21 protein-coding genes are annotated in these 21,220 nt (G+C 38.9%); 17 read left to right on the forward strand and 4 right to left on the reverse strand.

Features of this window, described 5'->3' with window-relative positions; all coding sequences use genetic code 11:
* The first annotated feature begins 6 nt into the window (after positions 1-6).
* The gene (locus IHV10_RS02495; protein WP_197127172.1) at positions 7-699 is read left to right on the forward strand and encodes an HAD family hydrolase; all 693 of its coding nucleotides are present in this window, start codon (positions 7-9) and stop codon (positions 697-699) included.
* 33 nt (positions 700-732) lie between these two features.
* On the opposite strand, the gene IHV10_RS02500 is transcribed toward IHV10_RS02495, so the two are convergent.
* Both IHV10_RS02500 and IHV10_RS02505 read right to left on the reverse strand, forming a co-directional pair.
* Positions 733-1,983, reverse strand: a complete 1,251-nt coding sequence (locus tag IHV10_RS02500; RefSeq protein ID WP_197127173.1) for an MFS transporter — start codon at positions 1,981-1,983, stop codon at positions 733-735.
* Positions 1,983-2,420: an ArsR/SmtB family transcription factor gene (locus IHV10_RS02505; RefSeq protein ID WP_197127174.1), complete on the reverse strand. Its 438-nt coding sequence runs from the start codon at positions 2,418-2,420 to the stop codon at positions 1,983-1,985. The genes IHV10_RS02500 and IHV10_RS02505 overlap by 1 nt, the downstream gene beginning before the upstream one ends.
* A 249-nt stretch (positions 2,421-2,669) precedes the next feature.
* On the opposite strand from IHV10_RS02505, the gene IHV10_RS02510 reads away from it, so the two are divergent.
* The 11 genes from IHV10_RS02510 to IHV10_RS02560 all read left to right on the forward strand — a co-directional run bounded on the left by IHV10_RS02510 (position 2,670) and on the right by IHV10_RS02560 (position 11,218).
* Complete coding sequence (locus tag IHV10_RS02510) at positions 2,670-4,301, forward strand: M4 family metallopeptidase (RefSeq protein WP_197127175.1); 1,632 nt, start codon at positions 2,670-2,672, stop codon at positions 4,299-4,301.
* A gap of 395 nt (positions 4,302-4,696) precedes the next feature.
* Positions 4,697-5,593 carry an AraC family transcriptional regulator gene (locus tag IHV10_RS02515; protein WP_370629636.1) on the forward strand — a complete coding sequence of 299 codons (897 nt, stop codon included), beginning with the start codon at positions 4,697-4,699 and terminating at the stop codon, positions 5,591-5,593.
* A 134-nt stretch (positions 5,594-5,727) separates the two neighbouring features.
* Positions 5,728-6,855, forward strand: coding sequence for a DNA polymerase III subunit beta (gene dnaN / locus IHV10_RS02520; protein ID WP_197127177.1), 1,128 nt, complete (start codon positions 5,728-5,730; stop codon positions 6,853-6,855).
* 12 nt (positions 6,856-6,867) lie between these two features.
* Positions 6,868-7,746 (forward strand): alpha/beta fold hydrolase, encoded by an 879-nt coding sequence (locus IHV10_RS02525; RefSeq protein WP_197127178.1) that lies wholly within the window; start codon positions 6,868-6,870, stop codon positions 7,744-7,746.
* Positions 7,747-7,755: 9 nt separating this feature from the next.
* Positions 7,756-8,253 (forward strand): GNAT family N-acetyltransferase, encoded by a 498-nt coding sequence (locus IHV10_RS02530; RefSeq protein WP_197127179.1) that lies wholly within the window; start codon positions 7,756-7,758, stop codon positions 8,251-8,253.
* The gene (locus tag IHV10_RS02535) at positions 8,250-8,654 is read left to right on the forward strand and encodes a GNAT family N-acetyltransferase (RefSeq protein WP_231619400.1); all 405 of its coding nucleotides are present in this window, start codon (positions 8,250-8,252) and stop codon (positions 8,652-8,654) included. Before IHV10_RS02530 ends, IHV10_RS02535 begins: the two co-directional genes overlap by 4 nt.
* 6 nt (positions 8,655-8,660) lie before the next feature.
* On the forward strand, positions 8,661-9,215 hold the full coding sequence (locus tag IHV10_RS02540; protein WP_197127180.1) for a GNAT family N-acetyltransferase: 555 nt from the start codon (positions 8,661-8,663) through the stop codon (positions 9,213-9,215).
* A gap of 233 nt (positions 9,216-9,448) precedes the next feature.
* Positions 9,449-9,631, forward strand: a complete 183-nt coding sequence (locus IHV10_RS02545) for an alpha/beta-type small acid-soluble spore protein (protein ID WP_191752941.1) — start codon at positions 9,449-9,451, stop codon at positions 9,629-9,631.
* A gap of 153 nt (positions 9,632-9,784) precedes the next feature.
* Positions 9,785-10,222: a MarR family winged helix-turn-helix transcriptional regulator gene (locus tag IHV10_RS02550; protein WP_370568785.1), complete on the forward strand. Its 438-nt coding sequence runs from the start codon at positions 9,785-9,787 to the stop codon at positions 10,220-10,222.
* Between the two features lie 45 nt (positions 10,223-10,267).
* Entirely contained in the window at positions 10,268-10,906 is a 639-nt protein-coding gene (locus IHV10_RS02555; protein ID WP_370568784.1) for a nitroreductase family protein, read from the forward strand.
* 18 nt (positions 10,907-10,924) lie between these two features.
* On the forward strand, positions 10,925-11,218 hold the full coding sequence (locus tag IHV10_RS02560; RefSeq protein ID WP_197127183.1) for a putative quinol monooxygenase: 294 nt from the start codon (positions 10,925-10,927) through the stop codon (positions 11,216-11,218).
* 45 nt (positions 11,219-11,263) lie between these two features.
* Here IHV10_RS02560 and IHV10_RS02565 read toward each other — a convergent pair whose 3' ends face one another.
* Together IHV10_RS02565 and IHV10_RS02570 are read right to left on the reverse strand one after the other, a co-directional pair.
* On the reverse strand, positions 11,264-11,518 hold the full coding sequence (locus IHV10_RS02565) for a YiaA/YiaB family inner membrane protein (protein WP_066392185.1): 255 nt from the start codon (positions 11,516-11,518) through the stop codon (positions 11,264-11,266).
* A gap of 111 nt (positions 11,519-11,629) precedes the next feature.
* Positions 11,630-13,195 carry a hypothetical protein gene (locus IHV10_RS02570; RefSeq protein ID WP_197127184.1) on the reverse strand — a complete coding sequence of 522 codons (1,566 nt, stop codon included), beginning with the start codon at positions 13,193-13,195 and terminating at the stop codon, positions 11,630-11,632.
* Positions 13,196-13,285: 90 nt separating this feature from the next.
* On the opposite strand from IHV10_RS02570, the gene IHV10_RS02575 reads away from it, so the two are divergent.
* From IHV10_RS02575 to IHV10_RS02595, 5 genes are all read left to right on the forward strand, one after another.
* The gene (locus IHV10_RS02575; RefSeq protein ID WP_197127185.1) at positions 13,286-13,861 is read left to right on the forward strand and encodes a GNAT family N-acetyltransferase; all 576 of its coding nucleotides are present in this window, start codon (positions 13,286-13,288) and stop codon (positions 13,859-13,861) included.
* 196 nt (positions 13,862-14,057) lie between these two features.
* A complete protein-coding gene (locus tag IHV10_RS02580) occupies positions 14,058-16,451 on the forward strand; it encodes a M14 family metallopeptidase (protein ID WP_197127186.1) in 2,394 nt (797 codons plus the stop codon).
* Positions 16,452-16,845: 394 nt separating this feature from the next.
* A complete protein-coding gene (gene abc-f, locus IHV10_RS02585; RefSeq protein ID WP_197127187.1) occupies positions 16,846-18,582 on the forward strand; it encodes a ribosomal protection-like ABC-F family protein in 1,737 nt (578 codons plus the stop codon).
* Between the two features lie 231 nt (positions 18,583-18,813).
* Positions 18,814-19,788, forward strand: coding sequence for a bile acid:sodium symporter family protein (locus IHV10_RS02590; protein ID WP_197127188.1), 975 nt, complete (start codon positions 18,814-18,816; stop codon positions 19,786-19,788).
* 154 nt (positions 19,789-19,942) lie between these two features.
* Entirely contained in the window at positions 19,943-21,217 is a 1,275-nt protein-coding gene (locus IHV10_RS02595) for an ammonium transporter (protein WP_197127189.1), read from the forward strand.
* The last annotated feature ends 3 nt before the right edge of the window (positions 21,218-21,220 follow it).

The raw sequence follows: 21,220 nt of genomic DNA on the forward strand, positions 1-21,220 counted from the left end.
GGGGAAATGGTGATAAAAGCTGTTTTTTTCGATTTGTATGAAACGCTGATCACGGAGTGGGAAGAAGGAAAGAAGAAAGCAGCATATTCTACCGAATCATTAGGGTTAGATAAAAATATATTTAAAATAGAGTGGGACCTTAGAAAAGAGCGAAGAATGAATGGAACGTTTCCGGATCACCAGAGTGTTTTAAGCGATATACTTCGTTCGCAAGGGATAAAACCCAATCTAGAAGCTATCGATCATGTTCATGAAGAAAGATTGATAGTTAAGACTATTCCTTTTCAAGAGATGGACCCTCACGTGTTAGGACTCCTTCGTACTTTAAGGACTAAAGGGCTAAAGCTTGGTTTGATCTCTAATGCGGCGGCTGAGGAGGTTCACGCATGGGAAATGTGTGAGTTAGCTGACTACTTCGATGAAGTGGTTTTCTCCTATGAAGCACGAGTTGCAAAACCGCAAAAAGAAATCTATCAAATGGCTTGTGAGAAACTTGGTGTAACTCCACAAGAATCTGTTTTTATTGGTGATGGTGGATCTGACGAATTACGGGGTGCAACTGAAGCAGGAATGACAGCACTTCAAGCAATCTGGTTTTTACCACCTATGATCAGTGACAGAATTACAGGTTATCCCAAGTTGAAAAAACCACAGGATCTACTGGAGCATGAGGATATTAAATCCTATACAATCGCCTAATCTTTTTATTGATGTGGAGAGCTCGCACTTGAATCAACGTGCGAGCTCTCTTTGATTTGAGTTTTTATTATAGACTTCTTTACTATTATGGTAAAAGAACATCAATACATTAAGAGTTACTGAAAATAACATGATCAATAAAGAAGTTCCGATAACTACTTCTTTTACACTTAACCACTCACTCAAGAGGCCAGCGAATATGATTGTAATGATTAGCGTTAAACTTTGAAAAAAACCTAACGTTGCTCCCACTCTGCCCATTTTGTTAGAAGGAATCCTTTGTTGGAAAAAAGTTTGGAATCCAGTGTTAGCAAATGATGAAAAGAAGCCTAGAATTATGAAACCTATACAAGCAGAATAAAAGGAATTAGAGAATGCGTAGATTCCATACCCTAAGCTAAATAACGTGGAAGCAAAGCCTATAAGATAGGGAATAGGTAATTTATTTGCAGTTATAGCAAGAAGCAATGATCCAGTTAGGTAGCCAATCCCAGTTATACTCACAAGCAAACTATATTGGCTTTCTGTCAACCCGATAATGGTTTGTGTGAAAACTACTTCTTGAGAATCTAGAGCAATGGCTAAAGTCATGATTAATTGAAATAGGATGTAGGTAGCTAAAAATAATAGTTGTTTCTTTAGAAATTCAACAACTATTCGCCAGTCATCAATCATAATTTTTAGTTTGCTAGAACTAGAATAAGAAGAATCTGTTTGTTTATTATATAAACTTGGTAGAAAAGAGAGAATGCATGCTGATAAAAGAAAAGAACCAGCATTACACCAGATCGCAAAGTTATACGAACCAAAATGGACTAGTGCCCCAGCAATAGCTGGTCCGATAACAAGTGCACCGGTCGTTAGAACAGAAGAAATTGAGTTATAGCGCAGCCATTTTTCTTTAGGTACAAGTTGAACAGTGTAAGCTGAAGATGCTGGGTTGAAGAATGAACTGCAGAGACTTATGGCAAAAAGAACACTGTAAATCATCCACATTTCTGATAAGAACGGGATTATCGCAACGAGTAGCGCGCGCATAATATCAGAGATTATCATGATTAATTTTTTATTTAATCGATCGATTAAGCTGCCTGACCATAAACTTGTCACGATTCCTGCCAGAGGACCGATCAACCATAAGCCAGCAACTGCTGTAACAGATTCCGTTTTTGCAAAGATGTATAAATTCAAGGCAACGAGGTAGATGAAGTCACCGATATACGAAATACCCACCGCAGATAATAATAGGGAAGGATATTTCCATTTGCTCTTTGCGTCTCTCATCACTTACTCTCCTGAAACGTGCAATAGACCTTATATTCTTTTTTAGTGCTATCATTTGTGACTTGACTTTCCCATCGAACGAAAAGCTGTTCTAACTCTAGTAGGAACTGCTTCTTCTCTTCATCATCAAGTAATAGGTTGGTTGAAATAGACGAGGGTTTAGTGTTATCTTCGTCAATTAATTCAAAACGAGTGGATTTAGAGCGGTAGTATTTTTCTATGATTCCACCTTTCTTTTGTTCTTTTACAAGTTCTAAGATGCCTCCGTTATAGAGAAGCTGGATGTGGTAATGAATCGTACCGGCTGTTTTTCCCAGTTTATCTGCAACTTCCTTAGCTGTGAATTCCTCATTCTTTAACAAATGGATAATTTGGATACGTGTCGCATTTGCAATTAGCTTTTGTTGGTCAGCTGATATGGAAAGCGAGTTAGTCATCTGTTATGCCTCCTTAATCTAATAATATAAATCATTCTATTTTTTTAGAACATCTCCTTCTTTTTTTATTAACAAATTTTAGGTAAAAAAGAACTATAGAGAAAATATGCCTTCAGACACTGTGATTTTATTTCCTATTTTTTACTCTAGTAACAACTAATTAACTTTCTGAAAATTCATATAAATAGAGTTCGAGAGGTGATATGATGTTGCAAACAAAGTAAATAAAAGGAAATTGGAGGCGTGACAATGACAAAGAAGAAGTGGGTTGCAATGGGGATTGCGGCAACATTAATCGCAGGTGCGTTCGGACCATCAGCTATGGCTGCGACAGAAGAGATAAAGGTGAAAGTAAGCAGTGATTCTGGGACACCAGCTTTTCTAGCAGGTAAGTTATCTTCTAAATCAAAAGCTTCTGCACAAAAGGTACTATTCAATTATGTGAACAGTCATAAATCGATCTTCAAACTAGGAAATACAACAGCAGAAGATTCCTTCTCTATTTTAGAGAGTACAAAAGAAGCGAATGGAAATACGGTACTAAGACTTCAGCAAGAATACAACGGTGTTCCGATCTGGGGTTATACCCAAGTGGCACACATTAATAAAAACGGTGAACTAACTGTAATATCGGGTGAAGTTGCTCCAGAAATGGACAAGCAATCAAAGTTAAATAACGCAAAGCAGATCAGTGGTAAAAAAGCGGTGGGAATTGCTACTGCTGCACTTGGTCTAAAACCGGAATATGAGAAGAAGCCAAAAGCGGAAAAAATCGTATTGATGAAAGAAGGTAAAGCGCATTTTGCGTATCTTGTAAACTTAAACTACTTAACACCTGAACCTGGAAACTGGAACTATTTTATTGATGCACAGTCAGGTGAGATCCTCAATCGGTATAATGACATGCACGAAGTAACAGGAACGAACACGACTGGAACTGGAAAAGGTGTGCTAGGTGATTCAAAAACACTGAACCTCACGCTATCCAGCGGAAAGTATTATATGCAAGATAATACGCGTGGAAACGGAATCTTCACTTATGATATGAAGAACCGTACGTTCCTTCCTGAGTTCTTCTTGCCAGGAACGCTATACAATGGAACGGATAACGTGTTCGACAGCTCATACGATCAAGCAGTTGTTGACGCTCACTACTTTGCCGGATTAACCTACGATTATTATAAAAATACACACGGACGTAACTCTTATGATAATAGAGGAGCACAAATTAAGTCGTCTGTTCATTTTAATAAAAATTACAATAATGCTTTCTGGAACGGTTCGCAAATGGTATATGGCGACGGTGATGGCACGAACTTTATCGCCTTCTCTGGTGGGATTGATGTAGTTGCTCATGAATTGACACATGCAGTAACAGATACAAGTTCAGATCTTGTCTATCAAAACGAGTCAGGTGCACTGAACGAAGCGATGTCTGATATCTTTGGAACACTAGTAGAGTATTATAATGGTAAAAATCCTGACTTTGAGATTGGTGAAGATGTGTACACGCCTGGAGTAGCGGGAGATGCACTTCGCTCGATGTCAGACCCTGCGAAATACCAAGATCCAGACCACTATTCTGTTCGCTATACCGGAACAGGTGACAACGGTGGCGTTCATATCAACAGTGGTATCATCAATAAAGCAGCATATCTATTAAGTGAGGGTGGCAGTCATTATGGCGTGTCAGTTACTGGTATCGGACGAGACAAACTAGGTGCGATTTTCTACCGTATGAACACGGTGTACTTAACGTCATCATCAAATTTCAGTCAAGCGAGAGCAGCAGCAGTACAGTCTGCAACAGACTTATATGGTGCATCTTCACAAGCTGTTACTTCAGTAAACCAAGCATTTAATGCAGTAGGCATTCAATAATTATTGATATAGCTAGAACCATGTTTGGTGGTTCTAGCTTTTTTTATGGGGAAATAGCGAATGTCGACGATTACAGACTCGTGGATTGAGGGCCGAAACTTTTGGATTGGGAGCCGAAACTCGTGGATTGAGAGCCGAAACTCGTGGATTGAGAGCCGAAACTCGTGGATTGGGAGCTGAAACTCGTGGATTGGGAGCCGAAACTCGTGTATTGGTAGCTAAAACTCGTGGATTGAGAGCCGAAACCCAGGGATTGAAAGCTCAATCTCATGAAATTAACCCTCATAGGAGGACTGCTCCTGTCGATATAGAATAAGTAAATCGATAACTTAGCAAAAAAGGTTAAGAACGAATGAACGTTCGTGTATATGATGGAAGTAGGGTAGGTGATGGAGATGGATTATGAAGTTTGTATTCAGCGGACACTTGACTATATTGAAGAGAATTTGCAGAACCGCATCACATTAGAGGAGCTTGCAGAGCTCGCTTGCTTCTCACCTTTTCATTATCATAGAGTGTTTCAGTTTCTAGTCGGCGAATCTGTTATGGATTATGTGCGGAAAAGAAGACTCTCACACGCGGCAAAGCGATTATTGCAATCAGACGATAAAGTGATCGATATCGCTTTTGATCTAGGGTTTCACTATCATGAATCATTTAACCGAGCTTTTAAAAAACAGTATGGCCGATCGCCGAGAGAGTACCGTAATGCATCCGTTCATCCCATCTCTCTCCATCAAAGGGCTTACCTGAATATGAACCGTTATACAGGAGGAATGAACATGGAAATGAAAATCATTAAAAAACCAGCTTTCCACATCATTGGGTATGACTTAAAAACACGCAACACGGACGGTCAGAATAATGTAGATATTCCAAAGTTTTGGGAGAACTATATTCAAAAGAAATTAGGAGAAAAGATTCCAAGCCCTCTAAACAAGAACCAGGAACTAGGGTTGTGCACAGAATACAATACAACAACCGGTGAGTTTGTTTATATGATTGGAATGGAAGTGGATAAGGGTACACCTGCTCCAGAAGGAATGTCCTATAGAAGTTTTCCAGAGATGGAGTATGCTGTTTTTACAACGCCAAAAGCTTCAGAGGAGAACTTCGTACAATCGATCCAGCAAACATGGGTTGAAATCTTCTCCAAATGGTTTCCAGATTCAGGATATGAGCATAACGGAAAGTTAGAGTTTGAGCTTTACGATGAACGCTGCTATGGAGATGAGAACAAACAGATCGACATTTACATCCCGCTCGTGAAGAAAGCTGAAAAAGTGAAATAAATGGTGTGTGGCCCTTTTTGCTCAATGAGCTGAAAGGGTTTTTTAAATCTGAGAAATTGGAATTTTGTGTTAAACTAATAATCTGAATATTAATGAAAATCCAAGCAGATAAACGAGGAAGGATACATCAAATTATGAAGTTTACGGTTGATCAAAAAGTATTTAGTAAAGCTCTTTCTGATGTGGGAAGAGCCGTTACTCAAAAATCACTCGTTCCCATTCTTTCCGGCATAAAAGTGATAGCAGAGGATGAGGGGATAACGCTCATAGGCACAAACTCAGATATTATCATTAAACGTTTTATTTCTAGAGACATAACGTCCCGAAAAATCAGCATTGAACAAATAGGAAGTGCAGTCGTTTCAGAGCGATATTTTACAGAGCTCATTCGCAAGCTACCTGAAGACGTTCATATCGAAGTAAGCGATACACAAGTGATAAAGGTTAGATCGGGGGACATCTTCACTCAGCTGAATGGGTTTAGAGCGGACGAATATCCACAGTTACCTGAGATTGATCAAACAAATTTAATAGGTATGGATGCAAACGAATTAAAAGAGATTATCAAACAAACGGTTTTTGCAACAGCTAAAAATGAAACGAGGCCAGTACTTACTGGTGTTCATTTTACTTTCTCAAACGATAAGCTAACGGCAGTTGCCACTAATTCACAACGTTTAGCTTCTAGAATAAACGAAGTTCACGTATCGAAAGAGACCTCGTTTATTGTTCCAAGCTCCAGCCTGAATGAACTTGTAAAACAAATCAGTGATTATTCAGGTATCGTAAAAATGTACTCAGCAGACGGTTACATCCTTTTTGAAACAGATGAGATTTCTCTGTATTCTAGATTAATTTCCGGGCAGTATCCGAATACGTCCAAACTCATTCCGAATGAACAAAAAACAGTATTGACTCTAGATAGAGAGATTCTTGTTAAAGGAATTGATCGCGCCTGTTTGTTTGCTAGTGAATGGAAAAACAACAATATTTCGTTAAGTATTAAAAATCGTAAACTATGCATCTCATCAGGCTCTTCGGAGATGGGGAGTATTCAAGAATTACAAGCAATTAAGGACTTATCAGGTGACGATGATCTTAAGATTTCAATCGATGGTTCCTTCTTGAAAGAAGCATTACATACGATTATGGACGAAGAGATCAACATAAAATTTAACGGCTCGATGAGACCAATCGTAATTGAATCCACACATCAAAAATCAAGTTATCTTCATCTCATTTCACCCGTTAGATCTTTTTAGGGAGTGTGTTCCATGAAGTACAAAGATGGAGAATATCAACTATTCCTTAACGAAATAGGCCATTGGATAAAAATCGAAGGGAGCTCAAATAAAACGGTACCTTTAGTAATCCTCCATGGTGGTCCAGGAGGCAATCATTATGTTTTTGAGCGGACTGCAGGTCCAATGCTTGCTAAGGAGAGAACGGTTATTTATTACGAACAAAGAGGGTGTGGTAGAAGCGATACACCACACTCTGAAGACTATAGTGTCGAGTTATTAGTGAATGATTTCTCTTTTCTTGTGGAACAGCTCGGAATCAAGCGAGTAGATGTGTTAGGTTATTCTTTCGGAGGAGAACTAGCGCTAGAGGTTGCTCTCGCTTTTCCAGGAATAATTAATAAAATAGTGCTCTCTGCGCCAAGTTTAATGTTTTCAGATATGGTTTATGACATACAGATTCAAGGGTTTAAGAAAATCAGTGATGAAGAATTTTCAGATAGAATCGAAAAATTATTAAGTCAAAATCTAACTTTCAAAGAAATATGGCAAAAGGTTTGGGCATTAGCTGACTCGGAGCTTGTTGATCGTTTTTTATTTGAAGATGTAAAGTTAGCTAAATATAACAGGCGACTTTGGGAAAACAGTGGGCTAAGTAACACAGGGAAAATGATGAAGGCACTTCAAGGGAATCCCCCATCTACACCCCTTGAAAAACGATTAAACCGAATTATGCATCCAACGCTTATCTTAACAGGTGCGCACGATCGGAATACAGGTTTGAAGATATCAAATATTATGAAACAAGAACTACCTAACAGTAAGTTAGAAATATTTAAAAAAAGTGCACATTTCCCGGATATAGAAGAAGAGAGCAAATTTGTAGCAAAGACATTACAATTTCTTAGGTAGGGGTCTAGCATGATAGAAATCATAAATGCGTCGAAAATGAATAAACAAATCATAAATAAATTCTTCCGAGAACATTGGGGAAGTCCCGAGATGGTGATTTCCAGTGGCACGTATAAATGTGATGAACTTGATGGATTTGTTGCTATCAATGAGAGGGATGAAATAGAAGGTCTAGTTACATATATCATACATAATAACGTCTGTGAGATTGTTTCTTTAGACAGTATCTTAGAAAACAAAGGAATTGGTACAAAACTTCTAAAAAAAGTTGAAGAACAGGCATCTAGTCAAGAAGTAATACACATAAGAGTAACGACTACGAACGATAACATAAGAGCATTGAGCTTTTATCAAAAAAGAGGTTATTGTTTAACTGATCTTCTTCTAAATGTAGTAGCAAAGGCTAGGGAAATTAAACCTGAAATTCCTCAAGTCGCAGACAATGGCATCCCTATTCGAGATGAAATTGTATTAGGTAAAATACTTCAAGGGAGTATTTACAGATGATTCCCATAAACGAAAGTATTACCTATAATGCTGACGACCAGGATTTGTGCGTTACAAAATTCCTCTCGTTAGTGAATGCTGTATGGCCAGGTGAATACCATGAACAGTTTACAAAAGAAGCTATACAAAAAACATTGAACATCACAGCATGGGATGATAAAGAACTCGTTGGCTGTATTCGAATTCTCACTGATGGCTATTTCTTTGGAACCATCACTGAAATCCTTGTTCGATCAGAATATCGAGGACAGAAAATAGGCAGACATCTAATGGAATTGGCTTTTGAACATAGTCCAACATCCCTCTTTATAGGTGCTCAGCCTGGGAAAGAACATTTCTTTGAAAAGTTAGGTTATACAAAGTCCATTCAATCTTTTCAAAAGAAAAAACAAAGAAAATAGGTGAACATGCAAAAGGTACTTCCAAAAGTTCAACTTAGGGATCTAGTGATCGAAGATGCTGAAGAACGTTATGCGTGGTGTTTGGACGTAGAAGTGACAAAGCACCTAAACATACCTGACAAATATCCACCATTTAGTATGGAAGAAACAAGGAATTGGATAAGGCAGTGTATCGCTAAGAACAACGGTTATGAGCAAAAAGCAATACTTAGTGAAACAGGCGAACATATTGGATGGGTCGATCTGAAAAATATAGATCGATTGAATCAACATGCCGAATTAGGCATAGCCATTGGTGAAAAAGGTTATTGGGGCAAAGGCTATGGTATTGCCGCTATGCATGAGATGCTAAAGTATGGTTTTAATGAACTCTCCCTTAATAAAATCTGGCTTAGAGTCGAGATCGATAATAATAAAGCCATCTCCTCCTATAAAAACGCAGGTTATGTAGAAGAAGGCATTCTAAGACAAGACCGTTTACGTGGCGGCATGTTTGTTGATCGGTTACGAATGAGTGTGATAAAAGATGAATATTTTGCAAATAGTGTTTCGCATCTTTAATTGTTGTATTCCATATTCATACCTGTAAAATTTTATAAGATAAATGGAATAATTACTCATTTTAAGGAAAATCTAAAACTATACAAAGAACAGGTTTGCCACTTGTTTCACAAAGGACGATACTCAAATAATCGTCCTATTTTTTTATTAACAAATACTACCTTTTTCTGTAGCGCATAAGAACGATTCATTGTGGGATTATAATCTTAATTCAACAAGGAGGTGAAAATAACATGGCTAACCAAAACCAATTAGTAGTACCAGGTGCACAACAAGCTATCGACCAAATGAAGTATGAAATCGCTTCTGAGTTCGGTGTAAACCTTGGACCAGATTCAACTTCTCGTGCTAACGGATCTGTAGGTGGAGAAATCACAAAACGTTTAGTTGCTCAAGCTCTTGGCGGAAAGCGCTAATTAAATTAAATATCATGGCTTGGCTATCTGTTCATCGCAGATAGCCTCTTTATTTTTTTACATAAGAAACTCTTCTGTTTGACATTTGAAACAAAGTATTTTATATTAGTTGACGTATCAATTATTGAGCTATCAATTATCCGAAGGAGGGGGATGCTGTTGTCCAACTCATATATAGATGATGAGAAGATTATTAACCGATTGTATGAGATACATCGCAGAACGGTTCCTAAGTTTGAAAGCTGTACAGGGATCAGTCAGACTCGCTTAGAGCTTTTGCATGAATTATATGAAGTGGAAGAGATCAGTCAAAGAGCTCTTCAAAAGAAAGTGAATATTGATCATGCTGCCGTAACTAGGCATCTGAAACAACTTGAAGATAAAGGAATGGTGATCCGCAGGAAAGATCCTAAAGATCAACGATTTACGTATGTTTCTCTATCAGAGGAAGGTCGTTTGAAAATCATTCATTACCGGGAAGAGAAGGAACGTTTTATTTCTGGTGTATTACATGATTTTTCTGCTGAAGAAAGAAAAACTTTGCTTGAGATGTTAACACGTATTCAGCACAATATTGAACATTTTGAGTAATCACAATCAAGCACAACCAAGACTATTACACATAAAGGAGAATGTATGATGCAACAAACTAAAATCAACAACTTCAACGAAATTATCACTGGACGTCGATCCATTCGCAACTACGACCCATCAGTAAAAATCTCTAGAGAAGAGATGAAAGAAATCTTAACAGAGGCTTCTCTTGCTCCATCTTCTGTTAACTTACAGCCTTGGCGCTTTGTCGTAATTGATACACCTGAAGGAAAAGAAACGTTAGCACCTCTAGCTAAGTTTAACCAACGTCAAGTAGAAACATCATCTGCTGTAATTGCTGTATTTGCAGATAACAACAGCTTGGATTACCTTGAAAAAATCTACGACAAAGCCGTAGACGAAGGGCATATGCCACAAGAAGTTAGAAATCAGCAAGTGCCAGCTATTCGTGGACTTTTAGAACAAATGACTCCAGAGCAATTTAAAGATATGAACTTGATCGATGCAGGACTTGTTTCCATGCAATTAATGCTTGTTGCTCGTGCACATGGATACGACACGAATCCGATCGGTGGATATGAAAAAGCTGAGATCGCTGAAGCGTTTGGTTTAGATAAAGAACGATATTTCCCTGTTATGTTGCTTTCAATTGGTAAAGCAGCAGATGCTGGATATCAATCTGTTCGTCTATCAGTAGACGAAACAACAGAGTGGAGATAAGAAAGGAGAATAGATAAGATGATTATTATTCACGCAGGTTTAACGGTACAAAAAGAAAAAGAAGAAGCATTCTTAGCAGAGGTAAAAACATTAGTAGAGGCTTCGCGTGCTGAAAGAGGTAACATTCAATACGATCTTAAAAAAGATACAGAAAAAGAAGCAACGTATATGATGGTAGAAGTTTGGGAGAACCAAGAAGCGGTTCAAAATCATAACACAAGTGAGCACTTTGTGGCTTTCGGTCAAAAAGCAGCAAGCTTTATGGCTGCTCCAACGGATGTAAAAGTGTACGCTGGAGAACAAGTAAAATAATGATGAAAGGAAGGCGCATTAAATGTGCCTTCCTTTTTTGTGGTCCTATTCTGCTTTCGTATACTTTCGCTCTTGCTCAGCGATTAGTTCGTCATCCTCCGCGTTATCACGAGTAACCTTTTGGGTCAGAATCGCACCAACGGCTACCAATATCATTACGGCGATGTAATAACCTTTTTCGTTCAGTTGCAAATTATCTGCATTGTAGAGTCCGATACAAAACATGGACACTCCAGCGATGAAGGTGAAATAAGCTAAAACGGTAAAAGCAGGTGTGTTTCTTCTTCTATGACGTTGCATATGTAAACCTCCTTCATTTTCTTTAATATGGATAAAAATATATATGCCAAAAGCTATCTTCATTATAATCAATAAATAGTCTTATTTCCTTATTTTTCTTATTTCCATCCTTTAAAACATATACGGCCCAACAACAAGCGATAAAAAGAAAGTATTTAATACAGCAAAATAACTAATGGCCGTAAGTTTACTCCAGTCTTGCTTTTTCCCATACCAAACGGCTGCACCACTTGCAATAGCGAGCAAGATAGGGATAACAAAAGAACTTCCTGAAAAAGCCAAGTAATCGGGAGCATACATGTAATAATGCGTATTAAACAACTTTTGAATAAAGATGAATTGAACACCGAGAAACAGGGCTAAGATGGTGTACAAAATGCGCTTATCTTCTTCTTCCATCCATTTAATCTTTACTATGTAGATGACTAATGCAAAAAGGACTGCAGGAGTGATCCAATACACCGAACTCATCGCAAAGATTAATCCTTGAAAAAGAGATAATATCGTTGCAGAAACGGCTTCTTTAAGATCTACTTTTGTAATTTTAAGACTCTTTTCAATAACATCAGGATTTTTAGAAGCTCCACTAAATTTGTACTCTTTGTAACCCACTAAGTTTAACCACATAACAGAATCTTCACCAATCCAGTAAGGGTGAATGGACTGATAGTTTGTTGTACTGCGCAGCTCCGTTTTCCAAACATCTTCATCAGCTCGTGCTTCATATACATTAACAGCTTCTTTTTCGTTAGATTTTAATGCACGAGTAGTAAACAGTACTTTTGCTTGACCATTCTCATCAACGCCATATTGAATAAACTTTGGATTTTCAAGCTTCGTTCCTTTATTGTCTATGAATGTCATGATAGAAAAATCCCAATCAGTATTTGCATTCAATTGGTTGGTCCCTTGATAGATCTTATATGACTTACCTCCAGAATTATTATTAAACAGAGAATAATAAACCGTCACATCATTTCCATTCTCAATAAAGTAAAAGCCAAAATGATTTTCATGAATCTGTTCATCTATATTTAAAATTATGTATTCCTTAAATCCAGAGTCAAACTGATTATCAGGTTGGTGAAAAGTAACCTTAACTTGTTTAGTCGTTTCCTTAGAAGATTTTCTAACACTAATAAACGAATCAGATTTGTCGTTTAGAACAACTGAATAAATTTGTTCAGGCACTTTCTTTAAAGATTGAACACTCCATGAACTCTTATCTACTGCCAAAATTTCGTTTTCTTTAAAATAAATGATGTTGTTTGGATTAGAATCCATACCTCTAACGTCTTGATCAAGAACGTTTTCATTCTTCCCGTCATAGTGAATGAGCTTCTTGTCCCTTACGAATACGTACTGATCACCTTGTACCCAGAAGTCTTGGGGACTTGGAATAGAAAGAGGAACGGTTTGTTTATTTTTCAATTCTAATTTTTCAGTAACTTGAAAACTCAAAACTTCATTTTCTTTCGGAACATATACACGCTGCATTCCGTTTTGTTCTTGAAATACGGGCTTAACTTCACCAATCTTCTCTGTTTGTAATGGCAGTGAACGGCTCCAACCTTCAATAGGTAGTTTTTGTTCGGTCTTTAAATTTTCTAAAGTGAACGAAATAAAAATAACCAAGAAGAATAGAAGTGGAATAACAAAAGGCTTTATTTTATTCATTTTATTTCCCCCTTATTCCAAAATTCGACGAAAGTCCATATTTTTCCTTTTTTTGAATTAAGTATACAATAAAGTTAGGAGGAGTTTATCTTGGAAATCAAAGATATTTTTACGAACTTACCAACATTAGAACCAGAGCGTCTTCTTTTAAGGAAAATAACAGTAGGGGATGCACAAGATATGTTTCAGTATGGATCGGATGCAGAGGTTTCACGCTATGTTACTTGGGATGCTCACAAAACAATAGAGGATACGATGGAATTTATCGGTTTCGTGTTAAGGAGATATGAAAGTGCTGATTTAGCCCCTTGGGGAATTGTTTTAAAAGAAACCAACCAACTGATTGGTACGATCGACTTTGTCTCATGGCAGATCAATCATAAAACTGCTGAGATCGGTTATGTGATCGCGAAGAACTATTGGGGTCAGGGCATTACGACTGAAGCAGGTAAGGAGCTTCTGAATTACGGTTTTAAAAACATGAATTTAGTACGAATTCAGGCAAGATCTTTTATAGAGAACGGTGGATCTGAAGGGGTTATGAAAAAGCTAGGGATGAAATATGAAGGTACGTTAAGAAAAGCGATGTTTACAAAAGGAGAGCATCGAGATCTAAAGGTGTACGCTGTCTTAAAAGAAGAGTTTGAAATGAAGCATAGCCTTTAAAACTTGATAAACGTATCAAGATAAGATCTTCTACCCACTCCCAAATTACTAAATTTACCTTTTATTAATTATTTTTACAAATTTTGTAGTTATAATGATGGGCTTTTTCACTCTCTTTGTACATCCTTAAGTATGATTGAATTTTCTGATAATAAAGTTACACTTACCTTATACATACATAGGAGGTGTGCTTGTTATGAAAAGAAATAAGAGATGGCTATCTTCTGCACTTGTATTATCAACAGTTGCAGGGATTACTTTTTCAACAATGGATTCAGGTATAGCGCCACCGGTTGCTGAAGCTTCATCTCTCAAAATTCAGCCAGCAGAGTCAGTCTCTCTCGTTCAGCTTGCTGTTCCAAACACAAAAGAAGCGATGAGGAAGATTGAAGAATTTGGTATCGATCTGACACACAGGATGCACGTTCATAATGGACAAATTGAAGTAGATGCGGTCGTAACACCATCTGAAGTTGCGATGCTGAAGCTCTATGGAATTAACGTAAAAGAAACGCTCATTACTGAGAACCAACTCAACCAGCGTGCCTCAGAAAGAAGAATGGCAGTTAAGCAAGAACAAAAGCTAACAGCTGCGGAAGAAACAGTAACGATCCTGAGAGCAAACCACTTCACGAATCAATCGGACACATTCCTTTATGTTGAAGCAAAATCCACATCTGGTGCTGTTTCGAGCACAATCCTTACTGCTAAATGGACAGAAAATGGAGAAGAGAAAACCACAACACTGCAACAGATTCAGGATGCTGGAGAGTACCTCTATCATTCCTTTATGCTGCCAGTAACAGCGATACCGAAAGACATAACAATTGAAAGCTCATTAGGAGGATCAGCCACATCTAAAGTAACCGAATGGTTAGGTGAAGAAAAGCCGGACAAGCCTGGAAAACATTATGTGAAAAACTTTGTTGACCATTATATGGATCCAACAGAAATTAACGCGAGAATTGAGAACTTAGTAAAAGAATACCCAGAGCTTGCTGAAATTGTGGAGATGCCGAACAAGACGAACGGATATCGCAGACAAGCTCAAGCGACTCTAGGAACGTTGCAGAACACAGCGGTTGTTGTGACGTCTAGAGACTGGGGACATGAAGGCGGAAATGCAATCAGCATTGAATTGAAAAAGGCATCTGCTGCAGGTGCTCCTCTTTCTGTTGGAACAAGCGGAAACAAAATCATCGTTACGTTAGCAACAGATGCTGCAGGTAACGCGAAAAGTACGGCAAAAGAAGTTGTAGATCTTCTGAATGCAGAAGCGAGTGATCTTGTCTCTGCTACGACTTACCGTGGAAATACAGGTAACGGAATTGTTGAACCTGCTATATCTAACCTTTCGGATAACTTAAAAGCACCTGCCACCGTATCGCGTGATCCTTTTACTGTTAAAGCGATTCGGATCGGAAAGCACCGAGATGGTACTAAGCCTGGTGTACTCGGTTACTCACAAGAACATGCCCGTGAATGGGTAACACCGCTAGTTTCCGTTGAAACCGCTGAACGACTATTACGAAATTATTCGCATGATAAAGAGACAAAGAAACTTGTTGATAATCTTGATATCTTTATTATTCCGTCCATGAATCCTGATGGAGGGCACTATAGTTTCTATGACTTTAATTCACAACGTAAAAACATGACGAACCATTGCTCACCTCATCAGTCTGATAATGGTTATCGCAATTCTTGGGGTGTTGATTTGAATCGTAACCATGATGTGGGTTCTGCATTTGATGGTTATGTTGGAGCATCAACAACGAATTGTTTAAGTGGCACATATGCGGGACCTAGCGAGCATTCTGAACCAGAAAGCCGAAATCTTGTTTGGTTAACGGATGAGAATCCAAACATTAGATTTGCTATGAACATTCATAGCTATGGTGGTTATTTCATGTGGTCACCAGGTGCGTATACGCCAGAACGTGAAACATTGCCTCGTCCGTCTGCTGGTGAAGAAGCTTATTATTGGCAAGCATCTGATCATATTTTAAAAGAGATCAAAAAGCATCGTGGAACGGTAATTCTACCGAGTCGAACAGGTCCGATCCCAGACGTTCTTTATTCTGCCGCAGGAAACTCAGCAGATCACCTCTGGTATGAAAAAGGAATCTACGCTTGGAACTTTGAAGTAGGTGCTGATCTTTGGAACAAAGAAACAAAACGTTGGGAACTGGTTGGTTTTCAGCCACCATTTGAAGAAGGGCATGAGGAAGCCATGGAGTTTTCAAATGGTTTATTAGGACTTATTGATGTGGCGTATCAATATTCTAAAGATAAAAAGGCGCCAAAATCAAGTATCACACCAAACGGCGGAAGACACGAAGATAAAGTTAAAGTAAGCTTCAAAACGAGTGAGCCCGCTACGATCTATTACACGTTAGATGGCAGCCGGCCAACGTTTGATTCTCAGAAATTGCAGTTGAGCGGTACACGTGAAGGGCCGGAAACATTAACGTTTGAAAAGACGACAACGTTAAACTGGTTCTCAGTCGATGCGAGCAAAAACGTAGAGAATCGATACGAACCAGGAAACAATAAGAAGTACAACACGAAGACATTTTTCATTAAGTAACCATTAAAATGGGAAGAGGCAGAGAACATGAACAGCTTCTTCCTTTCATAAATTGACTCGCAATAAAGGGAGCATTGACATTTTTAATATACGTCCATATACTAACAATTGTAAGTTGAAGTCATTTTGGAAAGGAACGGTACTACGCTGATGTGGAAAACTCTTATTTTCTTAGGCTAACTCTAAACTAGTGAGACCTGGAGAATAGGATAAGTCTGCCCATTTTGCGTATACACGTACCATATATCCTTATGATTTCACACAAAGGACTTTTTTGTTCTTGTGTTTATTTGGATACGTGTCTTTACCATATTGTGCGAACCGACCAACCTCTCTGGGCATCCAGGGAGGTTTTTTTGTAGCCTCCTTAACGACCATGAAAGAGGTGAACTGCATGACGACAGTATTACAAGTTAAACGATTGCAGAAAAAATTTGGTGATAAAGAAATTTTAAAAGATATCTCATTTGATATTAGGCAAGGTGAAAAAATTGGACTAGTAGGATGGAACGGTAGTGGAAAGACAACACTCGTTAACATCCTTATGAAATGTATCATCCACGATGATGGATCGATTACGACGTGGCCGGCAAATCTGAACATGGGATATCTGCCACAATCAACAGATTATGTGTTAGATGTTGACCAGGAGTTGCTTGAAACAGGCGAAGAACTAATGGTTACTAGCAAGAAGTTAGGACTTCAGAAACATCTGCTCACAAATGAAGAATTACATCATTTAAGTGGTGGAGAGCGACTTAAGGTATCCATCGCTAAGATATGGGCGAATCATCCTGAGTTCTTGATTTTAGATGAACCGACAAATCATTTAGATCTTCAAGGGATAAATTGGCTTACAGAAGAGGTTCAGAACTATAGAGGTGCGGCCATTATCATATCCCATGACCGACATTTTCTTGATCAATCAGTAGAGAAGATATTTGAACTAGAAGACGGTGTTCTTACCATTTACGAAGGAAACTATTCGGCGTATAGAAAAGAGAAACAACGCCGTTTTGAGCAACAACAAAGAGATTATGAGAAGCAACAAAGAAAAATACACATGATCGAACAGCAAGTGAACACGTTAAAAACGTGGTCTGATAAAGCTCACCGAGAAGCAGGTAAGGGAGGAACGGCAGCCGAGAACAGACAGATGGGGCTCAAAGAATATGAAAGGATGAAAGCGAAGAAAAAAGATAATCAGATCAAGTCTAAATTGAAGCGTTTGAATCTAGAACTCTCGAAAACAGGGATCGACAAACCCATTGAAGAAAGTGACGTTTTCTTTCAATTTGATTGTGCAGGAAAGAGGGGAAAAAGACTTATTGAAACCCGGGGTCTAACAAAACAATTCGGAGATCGAACCCTTTTTAAAGAAAGCCACTTTTATATCAAACATGGAGAAAAAATAGCATTACAAGGACCAAACGGATCTGGTAAGACAACATTTATTAAGATGTTACTTGGGGAGGAGTCTATAACAGAGGGGGAAATTTGGAAAAGTGAATCGATGAAAATTGCCTATCTATCTCAAGATGTGAGCGACCTGCCCGAAGAAAAAACGGTTTATGAATACTTTGACCTAGAGGAGAGGCATCAAGTGACGCAGGCAAGGACGATCTTTGCCAACATGGGAATTGAGGACCGCAAACTTTCGAAGCCAATCCGGCACTTAAGTTTGGGTGAGCGAACCCGGATAAAACTGGTGCTAATGATTCTGAAGGAATATGATGTGCTCGTTTTGGATGAACCGACGAATCATCTCGATCTGCCGAGCCGGGAGCAGTTAGAGGAAACGTTGTCACAGTTTTCTGGCACACTTATCATCGTCTCACATGACCGATTTTTCGTTGAAAAGCTCTGTGATAAACTGCTAGTTATTGATAATCAGCAGATCAAGAGGATAGAGATGGGCCTTGGTGAATACGAAGAACAAAGTAAACGTTCTACAAATGAAGGTGCTCAGCATCTAGCTGAAGAATTAGCTTTAGTAGAAAACAAGATTACAGAAATGCTTGGGAAAATAAGTTTTTGTAAAACGGGGACGGATGAGTACAGAGCGGTGGATGAAGAGTTACGACTATTAATGAGTAAAAAGCGGCAGCTCGTACAAAAAATATCTCTGTAAAACAAAGTCAGGTGGAAGTATCCGCCTGGCTTTGTTCAGTTGGATGAGCCTGAAAATTGATAATCACATAAATTTTTGAAGGAATCACATAAAAAATGGAGTCGATCACATAAAAGTAAGACCTCATCACATAAAAAACACATATAATCACATAATTCTAAATTTTTCAGCAATAACCATTGAAATTTCAGATAACTCGTTTATACTCTCTTAAAAAGGAGAGTGACAACCATGAGATTTTTAGAGAAAGTAAGTAAGACAGCGGGCAACACCTTCGCGATTTGGGTGATACTTTTTGCCATTGCAGCATTTTTGATTCCAGAAGGCTTCACATGGATCGCTCCCTATATTCCTCTTTTATTAGGAATTATCATGTTCGGGATGGGGTTAACTCTTTCGCTGAATGATTTTAAAGAAGTGTTTCAAGCTCCAAAGAGTGTTTTTATTGGTGTGGCAGCACAGTATATGATCATGCCGCTTCTTGCGTTTGGACTAGCAACGGCATTTAAATTACCAGCAGAAGTAGCAGTAGGGGTGATTTTAGTAGGTTGCTGTCCTGGTGGAACGGCATCAAACGTGATGACTTTCCTAGCAAAAGGTAACACCGCTTTATCGGTTGCGGTGACATCCGTGGCAACACTGCTCGCACCGATCTTAACACCAGCTCTAACGCTGCTGTTTGCGAGCAAATGGCTTTCAGTATCTGCGGGCAGCTTGCTGTTATCAATCGTTCAAATTGTAATCGTACCAATTGTATTAGGTCTAGTTGTAAAACTCTTATTCCGTAAACAAGTGGAAAAAAGCGTGGCTGCACTACCACTAGTATCAGTAGTTGGAATCGTAGCTGTAGCATCAGCTGTTGTAGCAGCAAACGCAAAACAAATTGCTGAGACAGGATTATTAATCTTATCCATTGTGGTTCTTCACAATGTGCTAGGACTTTTAATCGGTTTTCTGATCGCGAAAGGTTTGAAGTTGGACTTTGCCGATCAAAAGGCCATTTCCATTGAAGTCGGAATGCAGAATTCTGGTCTAGGTGCGGCGCTTGCAGTGGCTCACTTTTCGCCGTTGTCTGCTGTACCGAGCGCAATTTTTAGTGTGTGGCACAACATATCAGGACCATTGCTTGCAACATGGTGGGGAAAGAGAACGGAACGTGATGACGTACAAACGAGCACTCACACTACATCATCTAAAGTGGTTTAACAGTGAGAGAAGCAAACCTTTATACATTGTGGGGTTTGCTTTTTCTTTTATTAATTGGTCATTTCAAAAACCATGTTAGATAATCTTACATGGGTGTAGAATCTGCGCCAGAACTGTATAGAATGAAAGAAACAGTTCAGTAGGGGGCGTTCAGATGGAAGATATCATGTTTTCATTAAACAGTGTTTGGCTTGTGTTAGGTGCACTTCTTGTCATTTTAATGCAAGGCGGGTTTATCTTACTTGAAGCGGGATCGACTCGAATGAAAAATGCCGGCCACATTGCCGGAAAGACTGTCTTTACGTTTGGTTTAGCATCAATCGTATTTTGGGCAGTTGGATATGGATTTATCTTTGGAGGTAACTCAAACTTTTTTATCGGGTTGTCTGATTTTTTCTATTCAGGTGATCAAGCTGAGGGAATGGCCTACTCGACAGCGGCATTCTTCATGTTTCAGCTCGCGTTTGCAGGAATCTCGTTAACAATTGCGTTTGGAGGATTTGCTGAACGAGCGAAATTATCAGCCTATCTCGTGTTTGCTATTCTTTTCTCTGTAGTGGTCTATCCGGTTGTAGCTCACTGGATTTGGGGCGGAGGTTGGTTGGCAGAACATGGTAAGCAGGATTTTGCAGGGTCTACGGTAGTTCACTTAACAGGTGCGATGGCAGCCTTTGCAGCGACGATTCTCTTAAAACCGCGTATCGGAAAGTTCAATAAGAACGGTACATCTAATAACATTTTCGGTCACAACCAAGTGTACACGGCTTTAGGGGTTATCGTCCTTTGGGTAGGATGGTTTGGGTTTAATGGAGGAAGTACCTTTGTGGTTGATGATGGATTCTTTGGATTTGTTGCGTTAAATACAAATCTTGCTGCTGGGGCAGGTGCGGTTGCCGCACTGATTATTTCATGGATGGTCCTTGGTAAATCGGACATTCCGACAATATTAAACGGTGCGTTAGCAGGTCTGGTTGCGATCACTGCTTCTTGTGCATTCGTTGAAACATGGGCAGCAGTTCTGATCGGATTTGTTGCAGGAATCTTAGTATTCTATTCTGTTAAATTTTTCGATAGATTAAAAGTAGATGATCCGATCTATGCGTTGAGCGTTCACGGAGCAGCTGGAGTATGGGGGACGTTATCTACAGGCTTATTCGCTACGCCAGAACTTGCTACAGTAGGGAAACCCGGATTGTTCTACGGCGGTGGATTTTCTCAGCTTGGCGTTCAAGCGATGGGTGTGTCTGTGTCAGCGTTATACGCATTTGTTGTTTCCTTCGTTCTTTTATACGCTATGAAAAAAGTCATGAAAGGTCTTCGAGTTTCTGAAGAAGAAGAAATTATCGGTCTGGATGTTAGTGAACACGGAAACTACGGTTATCCAGAGGCGTTCATCGCAAACGAAGAAAAGAATAGAATCGCAAATTAATAG

Origin of the sequence: Fictibacillus sp. 5RED26 (genome assembly GCF_015903895.1) — a bacterium.
Lineage (GTDB): Bacteria > Bacillota > Bacilli > Bacillales > Fictibacillaceae > Fictibacillus > Fictibacillus phosphorivorans.

Excerpts from the sequence above, each read along its gene's own strand:
- IHV10_RS02495 (WP_197127172.1), top strand. The coding sequence starts at position 7 with ATGGTGATAAAAGCTGTTTTTTTCGATTTGTATGAAACGCTGATCACG.
- IHV10_RS02500 (WP_197127173.1), bottom strand. The coding sequence starts at position 1,983 with ATGAGAGACGCAAAGAGCAAATGGAAATATCCTTCCCTATTATTATCT.
- IHV10_RS02505 (WP_197127174.1), bottom strand. The coding sequence starts at position 2,420 with ATGACTAACTCGCTTTCCATATCAGCTGACCAACAAAAGCTAATTGCA.
- IHV10_RS02510 (WP_197127175.1), top strand. The coding sequence starts at position 2,670 with ATGACAAAGAAGAAGTGGGTTGCAATGGGGATTGCGGCAACATTAATC.
- IHV10_RS02515 (WP_370629636.1), top strand. The coding sequence starts at position 4,697 with ATGGATTATGAAGTTTGTATTCAGCGGACACTTGACTATATTGAAGAG.
- dnaN (WP_197127177.1), top strand. The coding sequence starts at position 5,728 with ATGAAGTTTACGGTTGATCAAAAAGTATTTAGTAAAGCTCTTTCTGAT.
- IHV10_RS02525 (WP_197127178.1), top strand. The coding sequence starts at position 6,868 with ATGAAGTACAAAGATGGAGAATATCAACTATTCCTTAACGAAATAGGC.
- IHV10_RS02530 (WP_197127179.1), top strand. The coding sequence starts at position 7,756 with ATGATAGAAATCATAAATGCGTCGAAAATGAATAAACAAATCATAAAT.
- IHV10_RS02535 (WP_231619400.1), top strand. The coding sequence starts at position 8,250 with ATGATTCCCATAAACGAAAGTATTACCTATAATGCTGACGACCAGGAT.
- IHV10_RS02540 (WP_197127180.1), top strand. The coding sequence starts at position 8,661 with ATGCAAAAGGTACTTCCAAAAGTTCAACTTAGGGATCTAGTGATCGAA.
- IHV10_RS02545 (WP_191752941.1), top strand. The coding sequence starts at position 9,449 with ATGGCTAACCAAAACCAATTAGTAGTACCAGGTGCACAACAAGCTATC.
- IHV10_RS02550 (WP_370568785.1), top strand. The coding sequence starts at position 9,785 with ATGCTGTTGTCCAACTCATATATAGATGATGAGAAGATTATTAACCGA.
- IHV10_RS02555 (WP_370568784.1), top strand. The coding sequence starts at position 10,268 with ATGATGCAACAAACTAAAATCAACAACTTCAACGAAATTATCACTGGA.
- IHV10_RS02560 (WP_197127183.1), top strand. The coding sequence starts at position 10,925 with ATGATTATTATTCACGCAGGTTTAACGGTACAAAAAGAAAAAGAAGAA.
- IHV10_RS02565 (WP_066392185.1), bottom strand. The coding sequence starts at position 11,518 with ATGCAACGTCATAGAAGAAGAAACACACCTGCTTTTACCGTTTTAGCT.
- IHV10_RS02570 (WP_197127184.1), bottom strand. The coding sequence starts at position 13,195 with ATGAATAAAATAAAGCCTTTTGTTATTCCACTTCTATTCTTCTTGGTT.
- IHV10_RS02580 (WP_197127186.1), top strand. The coding sequence starts at position 14,058 with ATGAAAAGAAATAAGAGATGGCTATCTTCTGCACTTGTATTATCAACA.
- abc-f (WP_197127187.1), top strand. The coding sequence starts at position 16,846 with ATGACGACAGTATTACAAGTTAAACGATTGCAGAAAAAATTTGGTGAT.
- IHV10_RS02590 (WP_197127188.1), top strand. The coding sequence starts at position 18,814 with ATGAGATTTTTAGAGAAAGTAAGTAAGACAGCGGGCAACACCTTCGCG.
- IHV10_RS02595 (WP_197127189.1), top strand. The coding sequence starts at position 19,943 with ATGGAAGATATCATGTTTTCATTAAACAGTGTTTGGCTTGTGTTAGGT.